Source organism: Roseitalea sp. MMSF_3546, assembly GCF_030732865.1.
Classification (GTDB): Bacteria; Pseudomonadota; Alphaproteobacteria; order Rhizobiales; family Rhizobiaceae; genus Roseitalea.
This window is the reverse complement of record NZ_JASHKB010000008.1, coordinates 64089-78500: the sequence shown is the minus strand read 5'-3', so window position 1 is coordinate 78500 and position 14412 is coordinate 64089. Positions and strand designations below refer to the sequence as shown.

Here is a 14412-nt window from a genome sequence, read left to right as displayed (position 1 = left end):
ATCCGACATTACTAGGCACGGTTGCCGCGCGCGTCCATCCGACGATGGTTCGGGCTCAGGCGCTGCGGCGCAGCGGCGTCACCTCGGGCATGGCGGCATCTGGCAGCGGGTCGCTCTCGCCTTCGGGCGGGGCGATCCAGCGCGCGAAGTGCCGCCCCCAGATGCGATAGCCTTCGCCATTGGGGTGGAAACCGTCGCGGGCAAAGGCATTGTGCTGTTGCGGGGGCACGCGATCGGTCACGATGGCGCCGCGCTCATGGCACATGCGCGTGCCCATGGCGTTGATCAGTTCGGCGCGCGCCGCCAGCACGCGGCCCAGTTGCCTTGGCAGGGCCGGGCACTGGCGCATGTCGGGGATCGGACACCAGATCACCCGCGCCTGCGGGAATCGGGTGCGCAGCGCATAGATGAGCGAGCCGAAATCGCGCTTGAAGCGGCGCACGACGTGGAAGTTCTTCATGTCGTTGATGCCCACCGACAGCGCCACATGGGTCCAGTCGCGTTCCTCGATATGCGGCAGGATGTAGTCGCGAATGTCCGACGCGGTCGCCGAATTGCCACCGGCCGCGCGCCAGCGCACCGGCCAGCCCGTACACTCGTTCACCGCCTTGGCGATATTGTAGGCGAGCGTGTCCTCGATCCGCTCCATGCCGACGCTGGCGACGGTCGAATCCCCCATCACCAGAAGACGCACCGGCTCGCTGTTGCCGGACATCTCGCCGGCCGCCGGTACCGGCGCCGGCAACATCCGCTCGATGCGCATGCGAACGCGCACGCCCTGGAACGCATAGACGGGGAACATCGCCCAGGAAAAGAGCGCCGTCGACGTCAGGGTGTTGAGCATGGCGGTGGCGTCCTGAAGCGATGATGCCGCTGCGAATATGCATTTTAGGTGGTTTTGCGCCGCCTGGAAAGAACGCGACGGCCGCCATCGGTGGGCCGAACGCAACGCGCCCCCGGCATCGGTCCGGGGGCGCGGCGCGGTTCGAATGCCGTCGTGCTATTGCGGCTGCGGTTCCATGCCGCCCGCGTCGGGTTCGCCGCCCTTCTTGCCGCGCGAGGGGCGCTTGGCGGCGCCCGTCTTGGGCACGGCCGAGCCGCGCGGCGGCGGCGTGTCGTCGCCCATATCGCGCGAGGGCTTCTTGCCGGCGAGCAGTTCCTTGATCTCGTCGCCCGACAGCGTCTCGTATTCGAGCAGACCCTCGGCCAGCGTGATCCAGTCCTCCTTCTTGTCGGTCAGGATCTTCATGGCCGTCTTGTAGGCATCATCGATCAGCTTGCGCACCTCGGCGTCGATCGTCTCGGCGGTCGCCTCGGACATGTTCTGCTGCTGGGCGACCGAATGGCCCAGGAACACCTCCTGCTGGTTCTCGCCATAGGAGACCGTGCCCAGTTCTTCCGAAAAGCCCCATTGCGTGACCATGGCGCGCGCCAGCTTCGTCGCCTGTTCGATATCGGAGGCGGCGCCGGACGTGATGTTCTCCTTGCCGAACTTGATCTCCTCGGCTGCACGGCCACCCATCATGATCGCCAGGCGCGAGACCATGTATTTGTAGCTCATCGAGTACTTGTCGCCCTCGGGCAGCTGCATGACCATGCCGAGCGCGCGCCCGCGCGGGATGATCGTCGCCTTGTGCACCGGGTCGGCCGAGGGCACGTTCAGCGCCAGGATCGCATGGCCGGCCTCGTGATAGGCGGTCAGCGTCTTTTCCTCCTCGGTCATGGCGCTGGAACGGCGCTCGGCGCCCATCATCACCTTGTCCTTGGCGTCCTCGAATTCGAGCATGGTGACCAGGCGCTTGTTGCGCCGTGCGGCCATCAGCGCGGCCTCGTTGACCAGGTTCGACAGATCGGCGCCGGAAAAGCCGGGCGTGCCGCGCGCGATCGTCTTCAGATCGACGTTCGGGGCCAGCGGCACATTGCGCGTATGCACCTTCAGGATGCGCTCGCGGCCGACGATATCGGGATTGGGCACCACCACCTGCCGGTCGAAGCGGCCCGGGCGCAAAAGCGCCGGGTCGAGCACGTCGGGCCGGTTGGTCGCCGCGATCAGGATGATGGATTCGTTGGCTTCGAACCCGTCCATCTCGACCAGAAGCTGGTTGAGGGTCTGCTCGCGCTCGTCATTGCCGCCGCCAAGGCCGGCGCCGCGATGCCGGCCGACCGCGTCGATCTCGTCGATGAAGATGATGCAGGGGCTGTTCTTCTTGGCCTGCTCGAACATGTCGCGCACGCGCGATGCGCCCACGCCCACGAACATCTCGACGAAGTCCGAACCCGAAATGGTGAAGAAGGGCACGTTGGCCTCGCCGGCCACCGAGCGCGCCAGCAGCGTCTTGCCGGTGCCGGGCGGGCCGACCAGCAGCACCCCGCGCGGGATCTTGCCGCCCAGGCGCTGGAACTTCTGCGGATCGCGCAGGAATTCGACGATCTCCTCGAGATCCTGCTTGGCCTCGTCGACGCCGGCGACGTCGTTGAACGTCACGCGCCCGTGCGCCTCGGTCAGAAGCTTGGCCTTGGACTTGCCGAAGCCCATCGCCCGGCTGCCGCCGCCCTGCATCTGGCGCATGAAGAAGATCCACACGCCCAGGATGATGATCATGGGCAGCCATGACAGCAGCACCGCCATGAACGAGTTCGACCCGTCGGCCTCGGGGCGGGCACGGATCTCCACGCCGCGATCCTCGAGGCGCGCCACCAGATCCGGGTCGCCCGGCGAATAGGTCTGGAACGTCACGCCGGTGTCGCCATAGGTGCCGATGATCTGCTCGCCCTGGATCGTCACCGATTCCACGCGGCCGTTCGACACGTCCTGCAGGAACTGCGTGTAGGAGATGTCGCGCGTCGCGCCCGCATCGTTGGGCGACTGGAACATGTTGAACAGCGCGACCAGCATCAGCGCGATGATCGCCCACAGGGCGAAATTTCGGTAATTCGGGTTCATCTGGCTTCCAAACCGCGCCGCATCCGGCGCACTGCAATGTGTCTGGGACGAAGATAGGTTCCGCTCAGCACTTTGCCAAGCCAATCCGAGCATTGTGCGACGAAAGGGCGTGATTGTGGTCAACGCGCCATGGCGGCGGCCGGTAGCCGGCCGCCCCGTGCAGTCGGGCAAGGGCCTGGGCGAGCGGGCGATCGGTTTCCGCGACAAGCCGGTTGAAGCCGACATCGTCGAGACCGCGCGCATGGCGCGGGTCCGCTGCCAGGCGCACCCGCCCGTCCCGCCGGGCCAGCGTGCAGCCAGCGATCGTGAAGGCGGCGCCATTGGCCCCCTGGCGGCAAAAGGCGAGCGCCGCGCCCGTCTGCCGCGCGCCGGGCTGGCGGGCCAGCCGGCCCGTCCAGGTAAGCGCGCCGGCCATGGCGGCGGCGAGCGCGTCGGCGGTGCATGCGGCTTCGCCGGCCGCCGGATCGAACCACAGATGCGCCCCGTCGAACCGCCAGACCTCGGCGCGATCGAGGCAGCGCGCGCCGGCAAGCGCGCGCGCCGCGCGCCGTGCCCTTTGCGCGCTGGCCTGGGCGACAAGCGCGGCGCGCCACGCCGGTTCGCGCGTCAGCGCCCGGCGGACGCGCACGCGCTCGAAGCGGCTGTCCTCATTGGACGGATCGTCGATGAAGCCGATTCCCCGCGCGGCGAGCCAGGCGCGCAGGTCCGCCCGGCCGCAGTCGAGCAGCGGACGCACGAACCACACGGCCCGGCGGTAGAGCGCTGCCCTGTCGATGCCGGCCAGGCCGATGCCGGCGACGCCCTGCCGCGCCTTGCGCATGGCCAGCGTTTCGGCATTGTCGTCGGCCGTGTGCCCGGTAAGCACGATGCCCGCGCCGATCGATCGCGCCAGATCGGCCAGCAGGGCATGGCGGGCCTCGCGCGCCTGCACCTGTAGCCCGGTCGAGCGCGCCGGCCCGTCCCAGGTCACAATGCGATGGGCCGTTCCCAGCCGCTCGCACATGCGTGCCACGGCCATCGCTTCGCCCGTGCTTTCGGGCCGCAGACGGTGGTCGACGGTTGCTGCGATGATCGGCGGCGCCGATGGCAGGCGGGCGAGATGGTGCCTGAACAGATGAACCAGTGCGGTGGAATCGCCGCCGCCGGAAACGGCGACAAGGACCGGCGCGTCGCCGGCAAGGTCGAGTTCGGCAAAGGCCCGTTCGGCGGCGGCCGCCGGGTCGGCGTCAGCAGCGTGCCTTGGCGCGCTCATCGGCGATCCGCTGGCGCAGCGCCGGGGCCATGTCGGAATGGGTGGCGAGCGCATCGTCGAAGGTCACGCAGGCCAGGTCGCGATTGCCCAGCGCGGCCATGATCGTGCCGATCTTGAGCATGGTTTCGGGCGCCTTCTGCGCGTCGGGATGTCGGGCGCGCGTATCGATGAAGATCTGCGCGGCATCCTCGTAGCGCCCCTGCGCCAGCACGCTTTCGCCCAGCCAGAACCGCGCATCGGGCGTGAGGATGTCGTCGGGATAAAGCTCGACGAAGGATCGGAAAAGCTCCTCGGCCATGGTGTAGTCGCCATCGAGCACGTGGCCATAACCGGTGCGATAGAGTTCCTCGGGATCCATCGCACCGGTTATGCTCGCCACCTGGCGCCCGTCTATGGCCGCGCCTACCGCGTCCTTGGAGAAGTCGACATCGGCGCCCCGAACGCTGCCGTCGGCGCCAAGGGTCAGCGTGCCCAGATTGCGCGGCGGCGCACCGCGCCCGTCATCGTTGCCCGCGGCCGCGCTGGCGGCCTGTTCGGGCGCGACGCGGCCGGCCGTCGTCGCCCCCGCCTGCGCCGGCGGTGCGCTGCCCGCCACCGCGCGCTCGGGCGGGCCGGCCTCGATCGCTCCCTGCTCGTTGGCGGGCGGGCGCGAGGCGTCCTGCGGATCGCCGCCCTCGAGCTGCTGGAAGCGGTATTCGTAATCCTCCTGCTGGCGGCGCATCTGCTCCTGCATCTGCAGGATCTGGAAGTTGAGCTCCTCGATCTGACCGGTGAGCTGCCGCAACTGCTCCTCGAGTTGCATCACCCGCGGATCGGTGACCTGCGCGCCGGCCGTGCCCGGCATCGACATCAGGCCCGCGCCGGTCACCGCCAACGCCAGCAGCGCCGGGAGCATGGTTCTGAAATGTGTCACGTCCTTTTCTACCTTGCGCCTGTGGATCGGACTGGCCGCACTGATGCATGTCAGTGGGACGAAAATTTGGTGTCGCCCTTGCCCTGTCAACAAAAAAGCGGCCGAAGCCGCTTGATTGCGTCAGGGTCGCCTGTCGGCGCGGTCAGCTTCCCGCGCCGCCCAGCACCGTCACCGCCCGGCGGTTCTGGCTCCAGCACGAAATGTCGTCGCACGTCGCCACCGGCCGTTCCTTGCCGTAGGAAATGGTCTTGATCCGTGCGCCATTGACGCCGCGCGAGACCAGGAAGGCCTTGGTCGCCGCCGCGCGCCGCGCGCCCAGCGCCAGATTGTACTCGCGCGTGCCGCGCTCGTCGGCATGGCCCTCGATGGTGACCTGGAAGTTCGGGTACTGGTTCAGCCATTGCGCCTGGCGCGCCAGGATCACCTGCGCATCCGAGCGCACGACCGATGAGTCGGTGTCGAAGAAGATGCGGTCGCCGACATTGACGGTGAAGTCCTGCTGCGAGCCGGGCGTCGCGCCGGCCCCCGCGCCCAGGCCCAGATCGGCGGGATTGTTCGGCAGGTTGCGGTTGTTGGCGCAGCCGGTAATGGCCAGCGCGGTCAGCACGACAGCCATCAGCACGCCTGCCGGACGGATCTGGTTGAGGCCCATAGCCTTCATTCCTCTCAAATTCGAGACGTTCCTGAAGTCGTTTGCTAACCCTGTTTGGGTTAACCGCCGCTTCAGGAACACGGTTAACGAAGCCTTGCCGACTCATGACATCCGGCCGGTGACGCTGGCTTTCGCGGTGACGCCCAATTGCGGCGACAAGGCGGCAGCCGGCGCGCCGCACCGATCACTCCAGCAGCGGCGACCAGGCCGGATCGGACGCGAACCCCTCCACCGGCACGCGCCGCTCGTTGCGGCCGGTCAGGTCGATCGTGTACAGTTGCGGGCCGCCCGCACCGGCATCCTGGCGGAAGAACATCAGGTAGCGACCGTTGGGCGCCCAGGTCGGTCCCTCGTTGTGAAAGCCGGTGGTCAGGATGCGCTCGCCCGAGCCGTCCGGGCGCATCACGCCGATCGAGAACTGCCCGCCCGACATCTTGGTGAACGCGATCAGGTCGCCGCGCGGCGACCAGACCGGCGTCGAATACGAGCCGTTGCCGAACGAGATGCGCGTCGCATCCCCGCCATTGGCGCTCATCACATAAAGCTGCTGGCGCCCGCCGCGATCCGATTCGAAGACGATGCGCTGCCCGTCGGGCGAATAGGACGGCGAGGTGTCGATCGATGGCGAATTGGTCAGCCGCGTCGTGTTGCGGCTGCGCAGGTCCATCGCATAGATGTTGGCGTTGCCGTCGGGCTGCTGCAGGCTCATCACCACCTTCTGCCCGTCGGGCGAAAAGCGCGGGCTGAACGTCATGCCGGGAAAATCGCCCACATGCTCGCGCTGTCCGGTCTCGAGCTGCAGCAGATAGACCTTCGGCTCGCCCCCGGCGAAGTCCATATAGGTGATCTCCTGGCGCGAGGGCGAAAAGCGCGGCGTCAGCACGATATCGCCGCCGCGGGTCAGATAGCGCACATTCGCCCCGTCCTGATCCATGATCGCCAGCCGCTTGACGCGGTTGTCGCGCGGTCCGCTCTCGGCGACGAAGACGATGCGGGTGTCGAAATAGCCCTTCTCGCCGGTCAGCCGCTCGAAGATCGCGTCCGAGATGATGTGCGCGACGCGCCGCCAGTTCTCCTTGTTGGTGAAGAACTGCTCGCCGGTCATCTGCTCGCCTGCGAAGGTGTCCCACAGGCGGAACTCGGCGCGCAGCCGGCCGCCGCCCTCCTCGGTCACGCGCCCGGTGACCAGCGCCTGGGCGTTGATCACCCGCCAGTCCTGAAAGCGCGGCACCGCATCGGGATTGGAGACCTGCTCGATGAAGGCGGTCCGCTCGATCGGCGCGAACAGGCCCGAGCGACGCAGATTTTCGGTGATCACCTGGCTGATCTGCGCGCCCAGGCCGTCCGCCGAGATGAAATCGGTCACCGCGATCGGCAGCGGTTCGATCGTGCCGCGATTGATGTCGATCTCGACCAGGGCCCGCGCCGGCGCGATGCTCACCAGCAAGACCACGGCGACCGCAAGGAGCGAACTGGTCAGCGATCCGGCCCATATTCTGATCATGTCGTTCATCCTTCTTGTCGACGCGTGTCGATGTTCGCGCGCCTTTGGCAGGCGATCTGTGGCCGTTTTGCGGCGCCGGCGGATCCCGGTCAGAACATCTCGCTGGGGTCGAAATTGACGACCACTTCCTGCCATGATTCGTACTTTTCCGAGGGCAGGTCGAAACCGTCGAAACGGTTGTTGCAGATCATGATGGCACGCATGGCGCTGTCATCGGCCGCCTGGTTGCCCGAGCTCGTGATCACGGCCGGACGCCCTTCGACGCGGCCGTTGCGGTCCAGGTTGAAGCGGATCGAAACGCGCAGCTGGTCGGCGTCGGTGACGCCCGCCGGCACGTTCCAGCACGACTGGATCTGGTTGCGCAGCGCGTCCATCTCGCTTTGCGTGAGCGTGGTTCCGCCAGTCGTGCGCGTGGCGCCGACCGAGGCGGTCTGCTCGGACGATGCGGCGCCGCCGCCCGAACCGCGCTCGCGGTTCAACAGGCTGGCGACCTCGTCGACGGGCTCTTGCTCCTCGACGCGCTCGGTCTGCTGGTTGGGCGCCGGCTGCGCCCGCCGCAGCGGCCGTTCGACCGGGATCGGCAGTTGATCGGGAATGGTCACGCGTTCGGGCTCGGCCGTCTCCGGTGCGGGGTCGGGCGCAGGCTCGGGTTCGGCTTCGGGCTCGGGGATCGGGATCGGTCGCGGCTCGGGTTCCGGCTCGGGTTCCGGTTCGGGTTCGGGCTCGGGTACCGGTTCCGGTTCGGGTTCGGCGGCGATGATCTCCTCGACCGGGTCGACCGGCACGATCTCGCGCGTCTGCTCCGAGGGGGTCGGCAGGCGCACCTCCTCGACCTCGACCGGCTGCTGCGTCTCGGTTTCCGGTGTCGACTGGTCGCGCTCGTTGTCGCCCCGATTGACCGCGTCGGGCGGCGGTTGCAGCCTTTCCACAGGTTCGGGCCGCGGCGGACCGTCCTGCGGTGCATCCTCGGCGCCTTCCTGGCTCTGGCTGATTTCGCCGAATTCGACCAGCTCGACGGGCAGCGCCTCGACATCCTCGACATCGAAGGTGTCCGGCGATGACAGGGTGAACACGCCCCAGCCGATCAGGACCACGTGCAATGTCGCCGATATCGCAAGCCCGGCGCGCATGATGCCTACCTGTCCTGTTCCTGCAGGGTCACCAGACCCAGATTGCGATAGCCGGCCTGGTTGATCCGGCCCATCACGACCATGATCGTGCCGTAATCGGCATTGCGGTCGCCACGAATGAAGATTCGTTCGTCATACCCGGTCTGGGCGATCGCCTCCAGCCTGGGCACCACCTCGTCGACCTCGATCTGCGTCTCCTGAAGGAACACTTCCCCGCGCGAGTTGATCGAGATGGTGATCGGCTGGGTGTCGGCGTTGAGCGCGTTGGCCCGGCTTTCGGGCAGGTCGATCGGCACGCCGACCGTCAGCAGCGGCGCGGCCACCATGAACACGATCAGCAGCACCAGCATGACGTCGACGAACGGCGTGACGTTGATCTCGGAGACCAGCACGCCGTTGCGGCTGCGCCGGCCGCGCGAACGGCCCGATGCCCTTCCGCCAGTGGGTAAGCCTCTCGCCATCGTCCCGCCCCTGTGGTTACTGCCTATTCGGCGGCAGCGCGCTGCGGCTGCCTGGCCGCGTTGGCATATTCATCGACCTGGCGCGACAGGATCGAGGAGAACTCGTCGGCGAACGCTTCCATCCGCCCGGTCAGTTTGGCCGCCTCGCTCATCAGCCTGTTATAGGCGACAAGTGCCGGAATTGCGGCGAGCAGTCCGATCGCGGTCGCCAGCAGCGCCTCGGCGATGCCAGGGGCCACAACGGCGAGGTTGGTCGATTCCGATCCGGCGATCGCCTGAAACGAGGTCATGATGCCGATCACCGTGCCGAAAAGGCCGACATAGACCGCCACCGAGCCGAGCGATGCCAGGTAACCCAGCCGCGATTCCATGCGCTCGGCCTCGCGCGACAGGGCGACGTCCATCGCCCGATCGATCCGCGACTGCAGGCTCATCGGCGAGCGCGCCCCGCGCTCGAAGGATTTGTGCCATTCGCGCATGGCCGCCACGAACACCGAGGCGATGCCGCTCACCTTGCGGTTGGTGATGTCGCGATAAAGCTCCTCGAGCGACTGGCCGGACCAGAAGTCATCCTCGAACAGACGAACCTGGCGCCGCATGCGCGAGAACGCCATGGACTTGTCGATGATGATGGCCCAGCTCCAGATGGACGCCAGCAACAGGCCGATCATGACGGCCTTGACGATCCACCCGGCCTGCATGAACAGCCCGATGATCGACAGATCGTGCGGATTGGCAGCCAGAGTAAGCGATTCCATCGGTGAGTGTCCCTAGCTCGAAAGTATCGCCCCGTTGCCCAGGGGCGCGCCTTGTCACGGTCATGGAGCCGAATTGGCCGGGCCCGTGCGGTTTCGGCCAGAAATTCGGTTAAACAATGGCAAGCGCTGGCGCACCTGCCCGACACGTCTGTTTCATAAACCGTTATCCTTAAGGCTTTGTTGAAGCGCTTTTGCGGTGAGCCGAACCGTTTGACAAGACCTGTCTGCGGCGGCGGTGACGACAAATTTCCGTTACGGAACGCCTGATCGTGGCCGGGCCGGGTCGATCGCCGCCTCTTCCACCTGCCTGAACGCGGCCCGCCAGCGCGCCGGAAGGCGCTGGGGCCGGCCGCTTGCATCGACCAGCGCGGCGGTGACGACGGCCCGCACCAGCGGCCGGCCCTGCCGCGCGATGGTCTGCGCCATGACCACCCGCGCACCGGCAACCTGCCGCGGCTGCGTGGCGACATCGACGACATCGTCGATGCGCGCCGCGCCCAGATAGTCGATCTCCATGCGACGCACGACCCAGTAGATCGGCGGCGTGCGGGCGAGCAGTTCGGTGTGCGATATGCCAAGGCAGCGCAGGAAATCGGAACGGCCCCGCTCGAACAGCTCCAGATAGCGCCCGTGATAGACCGCGCCCGACATGTCGGTATCGGCATAGTAGATGCGCGCGGCGAACCGGTGCTCGCCGGCCTCGATGGTGCCGTCGAGCCTCGCCCGGTCTTCGCCGGCCGGTTTACCAAGCATGGCGTTTTCGCTCATCGGGCCCGTTGCTCCGTGCTAGATGCGGGCGAACCTGATTGGAAAATCGCCGTCATGATTGCAAGAGTCCATTCCGCGATCCTCACGATGGCAGGACGGGCCGCCCTTGCGGCAGCGATGTTCCTCGCCCTGATGGCGGCCCCGGCGCTGCCTGCGACCTTCACGCCCGAGCGCGGCATCTCGATGAACCTTTGGGTCACCTGGCCCGATTCGGCGCGCTGGAACGACCCGGCCGTGGTCGAGACCTTCCCCGAGTGGCGCGCCCATGTCAGCCAGGGCGATCTCGACCGGCTGCGGCAGGCAGGCTTCGATACGCTGCGGCTGCCGGTCGAACCGGGCTTTTTGATGCACGATGAAAGCCCGCTGCGGCTGGCCACGATCCTCGGCGGCCTCGACCGGGCGATCGGCATGGCCGTGGGCGCCGGGCTCGGCGTCATCGTCGACATGCATCCGATCCCGCGCGGCGACGAAAGCGGCATCGCCGGCACCGGCCAGCTTCTGCGCGAGGACGCGCTCTTCGACCGCTATGCGTCGCTGCTCGCGCGTTTGGCCGCGCGGCTTGAACGCTGGCCGGCCGATACCGTCGCGCTCGAAGTCATGAACGAGCCGACGCTCGACTGCTACGACCGCCGCGAGCAGGCGCGCTGGGCCGACAGGCTCGAACGCCTGCACCGCGCCGCGCGCGCGGCCAATGACGCGATCACGCTCATCGTTTCGGGCGCGTGCTGGGGCTCGGCGGACGGCCTGGCGGCGATGGATCCGGACCGCCTCGCCGATGACAACACGCTGTGGTCGTTCCACTCCTATGAGCCGTTCATCGTCACCCATCAGGGCGCGACATGGGGCGGCGACATCGTCGCCCATCTGCGCGACATTCCCTGGCCGCCAACCGAACTCGGCCCGGCCGATGTCGCCGCCCTCTTGGCCGCCAACGAGGCGCGGATCACGGACGCGCTCGACGGCCGCCGCGCCCGCCGCGCCATCGGTTTCCTGCGCGACAATGCCCGCCGGCTGAACGAGCTCGACGACCCCGCCGAGGCGATCCTGCAGCCCTTCCAGACGGCTGCCGCCTGGGCCGATCGCCACGACATCGCGCGCGAACGCATCTTCCTGGGCGAGTTCGGCATGATCGGCCGCGAATGGGGCACCGATCTCGACGTGCCGGCGCAATACCGGCTGAACTACATGCGCGCGATGATCGGCCAGGCCGAGGCGCACGGGTTCGGCTGGTCGGTCTGGTCGTATGGCGGCGCGTTCGGGCTGGTACAGGGCTATGACGGCCGGCCGCTGGCCGAACCGCTTTACGACCGGCTGATCTGGACGCTGACGGATTAGGGGTCGGCGGACCGCCGGCGAGAACCGTTTTCTTGCGTCCGTCAGCCTTTCGAAGGCGGCAACGGGTCGGCCGGGCCAGGCTGGCTTTCGTTGGCCCGAAACTCGGCTATAGTGCCGCATGGCACGCTGCCCTGGCGAAAGGCCTTGGAATGCGACGGATCTGCATCATCGGAATATCGGGGAAGCTCGGCCAGTACATGGTCGAACACGCCCTTGCCCGCGGCTATGAGGTCGTCGGCGTCTGTCGCCCCGAGAGCGTGGCAAAGCTCGATCGGTTCGGCGACCGGATCGCCGTCTTTCCGGGTCGGACCGACGATCGTGAGGTCGTGGCGCAGGCGATGAAGGGGTGCGACGGCGTGCTCGTGGTCCTGGTTCCGTGGGGCGTTGACGATTATGCGAGCGGAACGGCACAGGCGGTGCTCGACAGTGCCGAACCCGGTGCGCGTCTGGTCTTCTCGTGCGGTTGGCACATCAGCATGGACGGCAAGGATGTCTATCCGTGGCGCGACCGCGCCTTCGTGGCGTTTTTCGGGTTCTTCGCGCGGCTGTTTCGCTTTGCCGACATTGACGACCAGGTCGAGGCCTGCCGTCGCATTTTCGCTTCGGACACCTTGTGGACGGTGGTGCGCGGCTCGGACCTCGAGGAAGGGGAAAGCGACGGGCTGCCCGTCTGGTCGCGTCACGTCGGAGACCCGGTGCTTGCCAGCAATCTGACCAAACGCACGGACTTCGCGCTGTTCATGGTCGATGCGTTGACCAACGACGACCTGATCCACCAAGCGCCGGCGATCGTCGGATGCAAGACGGCCTCGGCCCGGGCGCACGGTCTGGCGGCGGCGTGACGACGGCCGGCGCGTTCACGTCCGGATCGACAGCCGGCGCGCGCCGGGCGGCCCGTTCCGCGCGCTGATCGCGTCGAGCAAACCTGGCAGGGGCGTTATTGCCGTCCGGCGCGTCTCGCCCCTGTTCTCATTCCCCCTCGTCGAACAGCCCCGCCTGCACGGCCGCCAGGTCCGCCGGGGCGGCAAGGCCGAGATGGCCCCAGGCGTTGGCGGTCAGGATGCGGCCGCGCGGGGTGCGCTGGATGAAGCCCTGCTGGATCAGATAGGGCTCGATGATGTCCTCGATGGCATCGCGCGGTTCGGACAGCGCCGCTGCGATCGTCTCGATGCCGACCGGCCCGCCGCCGAAATTGCGGGCGATCTGGTTCAGGTAGCGCCGGTCGAGCTCGTCGAGCCCGATCGTGTCGACCTCGAGCCGCGACAGCGCCTCGTCGGCGACGGTGCGGTCCACACGCTCGGCACCGGCCACATCGGCGAAATCGCGCACCCGGCGCAGCAGGCGGCCGGCGATGCGCGGCGTGCCGCGCGCCCGGGCGGCGATCTCGCGGGCGCCATCGTCGCCCATGGCGAGGCCCATGATGCGGGCGCCGCGGGTTACGATCGTCTCCAGTTCCTCGACCGTGTAGAAATTGAGCCGCACGGGAATGCCGAACCGGTCGCGCAGCGGCGTGGTCAGAAGGCCAAGCCGCGTGGTGGCGGCGACGAGCGTGAATTTCGCCAGGTCGATCTTGACCGAGCGCGCCGCCGGCCCCTCGCCGATGATCAGGTCGAGCTGGAAATCCTCCATCGCCGGATAGAGGATCTCCTCGACCGCCGGGTTGAGCCGGTGGATTTCGTCGATGAACAGGACGTCGCGTTCCTCGAGATTGGTCAGCAGCGCGGCGAGATCGCCGGCCTTGGCGATCACCGGTCCGGAGGTGGCGCGGAAACTGACGCCGAGTTCCTGCGCCATGATCTGGGCCAGCGTTGTCTTGCCGAGACCGGGCGGGCCGACGAACAGCACATGGTCGAGCGCCTCGCCGCGCTTTTTCGCAGCCTCGATGAACACTTTCAGATTGGCGCGCGCGGCCGCCTGGCCGGTGAAATCGTCGAGCGTGCGCGGGCGCAGCGAGGTGTCGAGGTCCTCCTCGCGCCTGTCGGCGGAGATGAGGCGGGCCGGCTCGGTCATGCCAGAAGCTCCATGCCCGGGACGGCGCGGGCGGCACGGCGGTCGAGGGTGACGGTGGCGTCGCAATCCAGTTCCGTGGAAAGTCCGGCGATCAACGCGTCGGCGAAATCAGCGTTTCGATCACGAACCAGACCGATCGCCCGCACCACCACATCATGGTTGTCGATCGCCACGCCCCGCAGGCTCACGATCTGCCGGATTGCGTCCATCGACTGGAACTTGGTGTAACCGTATTGGGAGCGCAGCGCCCAGTCGATTTCGAGCAGGCTGACGATCGTCACCAGGCCGGTCACCTCGACATTCAGCCGCTGTCCGAAACGCATCACGCGTTCGCGCTGCGCCGGGTCGTCGTCGACCAGAAGCCGAAGCAGGACGTTCGTGTCGATGCCGACCCGCCTCATGCAGCGTCGTCTTCGGCGGCGTCATCGCCTGACGATGCGTGCCGGCCGGCGTGGCGGGTGATCGTTTCATCGATCTCGGCAAGCGTCGCCGGGCCGTTCGGAGGTCGGCCGAGATAACCGGCCAGATCGGTGAAATCGACACATTTCGGTGTGAGCACGACGCCATCGTCCGTCAGTGTATAGACGATCGTATCGCCGAGCCTCAGTCCCAGCTTGTCACGGATTGCCTTGGGCACGGTCACCTGGCCCTTCGATGTCAATGTCGCTTCTTCACGGATCATCGT

The 14412-nt window shown here is 67.4% G+C and carries 15 protein-coding genes; 2 read left to right on the top strand and 13 right to left on the bottom strand.

The window, feature by feature from the left end; genetic code table 11:
- Positions 1-55: 55 nt before the first annotated feature.
- The 10 genes from RBB34_RS08635 to RBB34_RS08590 all read right to left on the bottom strand — a co-directional run bounded on the left by RBB34_RS08635 (position 56) and on the right by RBB34_RS08590 (position 10382).
- Positions 56-844, bottom strand: coding sequence for an SGNH/GDSL hydrolase family protein (locus RBB34_RS08635; protein WP_306118800.1), 789 nt, complete (start codon positions 842-844; stop codon positions 56-58).
- Positions 845-1000: 156 nt separating this feature from the next.
- Positions 1001-2944 (bottom strand): ATP-dependent zinc metalloprotease FtsH, encoded by a 1944-nt coding sequence (gene ftsH, locus RBB34_RS08630; protein WP_306118799.1) that lies wholly within the window; start codon positions 2942-2944, stop codon positions 1001-1003.
- 64 nt (positions 2945-3008) lie between these two features.
- A complete protein-coding gene (gene tilS, locus RBB34_RS08625) occupies positions 3009-4196 on the bottom strand; it encodes a tRNA lysidine(34) synthetase TilS (protein ID WP_306118798.1) in 1188 nt (395 codons plus the stop codon).
- Positions 4171-5109 (bottom strand): tol-pal system protein YbgF, encoded by a 939-nt coding sequence (ybgF, locus tag RBB34_RS08620; protein ID WP_306118797.1) that lies wholly within the window; start codon positions 5107-5109, stop codon positions 4171-4173. The genes tilS and ybgF overlap by 26 nt, the downstream gene beginning before the upstream one ends.
- A gap of 142 nt (positions 5110-5251) precedes the next feature.
- Positions 5252-5761, bottom strand: coding sequence for a peptidoglycan-associated lipoprotein Pal (pal, locus tag RBB34_RS08615; RefSeq protein WP_306118881.1), 510 nt, complete (start codon positions 5759-5761; stop codon positions 5252-5254).
- A gap of 184 nt (positions 5762-5945) precedes the next feature.
- Positions 5946-7265, bottom strand: coding sequence for a Tol-Pal system beta propeller repeat protein TolB (tolB, locus tag RBB34_RS08610; RefSeq protein ID WP_306118796.1), 1320 nt, complete (start codon positions 7263-7265; stop codon positions 5946-5948).
- Between the two features lie 89 nt (positions 7266-7354).
- Positions 7355-8395 (bottom strand): TonB C-terminal domain-containing protein, encoded by a 1041-nt coding sequence (locus RBB34_RS08605; RefSeq protein WP_306118795.1) that lies wholly within the window; start codon positions 8393-8395, stop codon positions 7355-7357.
- Between the two features lie 5 nt (positions 8396-8400).
- Positions 8401-8856, bottom strand: coding sequence for a protein TolR (tolR, locus tag RBB34_RS08600; RefSeq protein ID WP_306118794.1), 456 nt, complete (start codon positions 8854-8856; stop codon positions 8401-8403).
- 23 nt (positions 8857-8879) lie between these two features.
- Positions 8880-9614: a protein TolQ gene (tolQ, locus tag RBB34_RS08595; RefSeq protein ID WP_306118793.1), complete on the bottom strand. Its 735-nt coding sequence runs from the start codon at positions 9612-9614 to the stop codon at positions 8880-8882.
- Positions 9615-9866: 252 nt separating this feature from the next.
- Positions 9867-10382, bottom strand: a complete 516-nt coding sequence (locus RBB34_RS08590) for a YbgC/FadM family acyl-CoA thioesterase (protein ID WP_306118792.1) — start codon at positions 10380-10382, stop codon at positions 9867-9869.
- 87 nt (positions 10383-10469) lie between these two features.
- On the opposite strand from RBB34_RS08590, the gene RBB34_RS08585 reads away from it, so the two are divergent.
- Entirely contained in the window at positions 10470-11717 is a 1248-nt protein-coding gene (locus RBB34_RS08585; protein WP_306118791.1) for a cellulase family glycosylhydrolase, read from the top strand.
- A 149-nt stretch (positions 11718-11866) separates the two neighbouring features.
- The gene (locus RBB34_RS08580; protein ID WP_306118790.1) at positions 11867-12559 is read left to right on the top strand and encodes an NAD(P)H-binding protein; all 693 of its coding nucleotides are present in this window, start codon (positions 11867-11869) and stop codon (positions 12557-12559) included.
- Between the two features lie 127 nt (positions 12560-12686).
- On the opposite strand, the gene ruvB is transcribed toward RBB34_RS08580, so the two are convergent.
- Genes ruvB through RBB34_RS08565 form a run of 3 tightly spaced genes read right to left on the bottom strand, consistent with a single transcriptional unit; the run spans position 12687 to position 14409 of the window.
- Positions 12687-13727 carry a Holliday junction branch migration DNA helicase RuvB gene (gene ruvB, locus RBB34_RS08575; RefSeq protein WP_306118789.1) on the bottom strand — a complete coding sequence of 347 codons (1041 nt, stop codon included), beginning with the start codon at positions 13725-13727 and terminating at the stop codon, positions 12687-12689.
- The gene (locus tag RBB34_RS08570; RefSeq protein ID WP_306118788.1) at positions 13724-14128 is read right to left on the bottom strand and encodes a type II toxin-antitoxin system VapC family toxin; all 405 of its coding nucleotides are present in this window, start codon (positions 14126-14128) and stop codon (positions 13724-13726) included. The genes ruvB and RBB34_RS08570 overlap by 4 nt, the downstream gene beginning before the upstream one ends.
- Positions 14125-14409: an AbrB/MazE/SpoVT family DNA-binding domain-containing protein gene (locus RBB34_RS08565; RefSeq protein WP_306118787.1), complete on the bottom strand. Its 285-nt coding sequence runs from the start codon at positions 14407-14409 to the stop codon at positions 14125-14127. Before RBB34_RS08565 ends, RBB34_RS08570 begins: the two co-directional genes overlap by 4 nt.
- Positions 14410-14412: the final 3 nt, after the last annotated feature.

Coding starts and splice junctions, on each gene's coding strand:
- RBB34_RS08635 (WP_306118800.1), bottom strand. CDS start 844: ATGCTCAACACCCTGACGTCGACGGCGCTCTTTTCCTGGGCGATGTTC.
- tolQ (WP_306118793.1), bottom strand. CDS start 9,614: ATGGAATCGCTTACTCTGGCTGCCAATCCGCACGATCTGTCGATCATC.
- ruvB (WP_306118789.1), bottom strand. CDS start 13,727: ATGACCGAGCCGGCCCGCCTCATCTCCGCCGACAGGCGCGAGGAGGAC.
- RBB34_RS08605 (WP_306118795.1), bottom strand. CDS start 8,395: ATGCGCGCCGGGCTTGCGATATCGGCGACATTGCACGTGGTCCTGATC.
- tilS (WP_306118798.1), bottom strand. CDS start 4,196: ATGAGCGCGCCAAGGCACGCTGCTGACGCCGACCCGGCGGCCGCCGCC.
- pal (WP_306118881.1), bottom strand. CDS start 5,761: ATGGGCCTCAACCAGATCCGTCCGGCAGGCGTGCTGATGGCTGTCGTG.
- ftsH (WP_306118799.1), bottom strand. CDS start 2,944: ATGAACCCGAATTACCGAAATTTCGCCCTGTGGGCGATCATCGCGCTG.
- tolR (WP_306118794.1), bottom strand. CDS start 8,856: ATGGCGAGAGGCTTACCCACTGGCGGAAGGGCATCGGGCCGTTCGCGC.
- RBB34_RS08585 (WP_306118791.1), top strand. CDS start 10,470: ATGGCAGGACGGGCCGCCCTTGCGGCAGCGATGTTCCTCGCCCTGATG.
- RBB34_RS08580 (WP_306118790.1), top strand. CDS start 11,867: ATGCGACGGATCTGCATCATCGGAATATCGGGGAAGCTCGGCCAGTAC.
- RBB34_RS08570 (WP_306118788.1), bottom strand. CDS start 14,128: ATGAGGCGGGTCGGCATCGACACGAACGTCCTGCTTCGGCTTCTGGTC.
- tolB (WP_306118796.1), bottom strand. CDS start 7,265: ATGATCAGAATATGGGCCGGATCGCTGACCAGTTCGCTCCTTGCGGTC.
- RBB34_RS08565 (WP_306118787.1), bottom strand. CDS start 14,409: ATGATCCGTGAAGAAGCGACATTGACATCGAAGGGCCAGGTGACCGTG.
- RBB34_RS08590 (WP_306118792.1), bottom strand. CDS start 10,382: ATGAGCGAAAACGCCATGCTTGGTAAACCGGCCGGCGAAGACCGGGCG.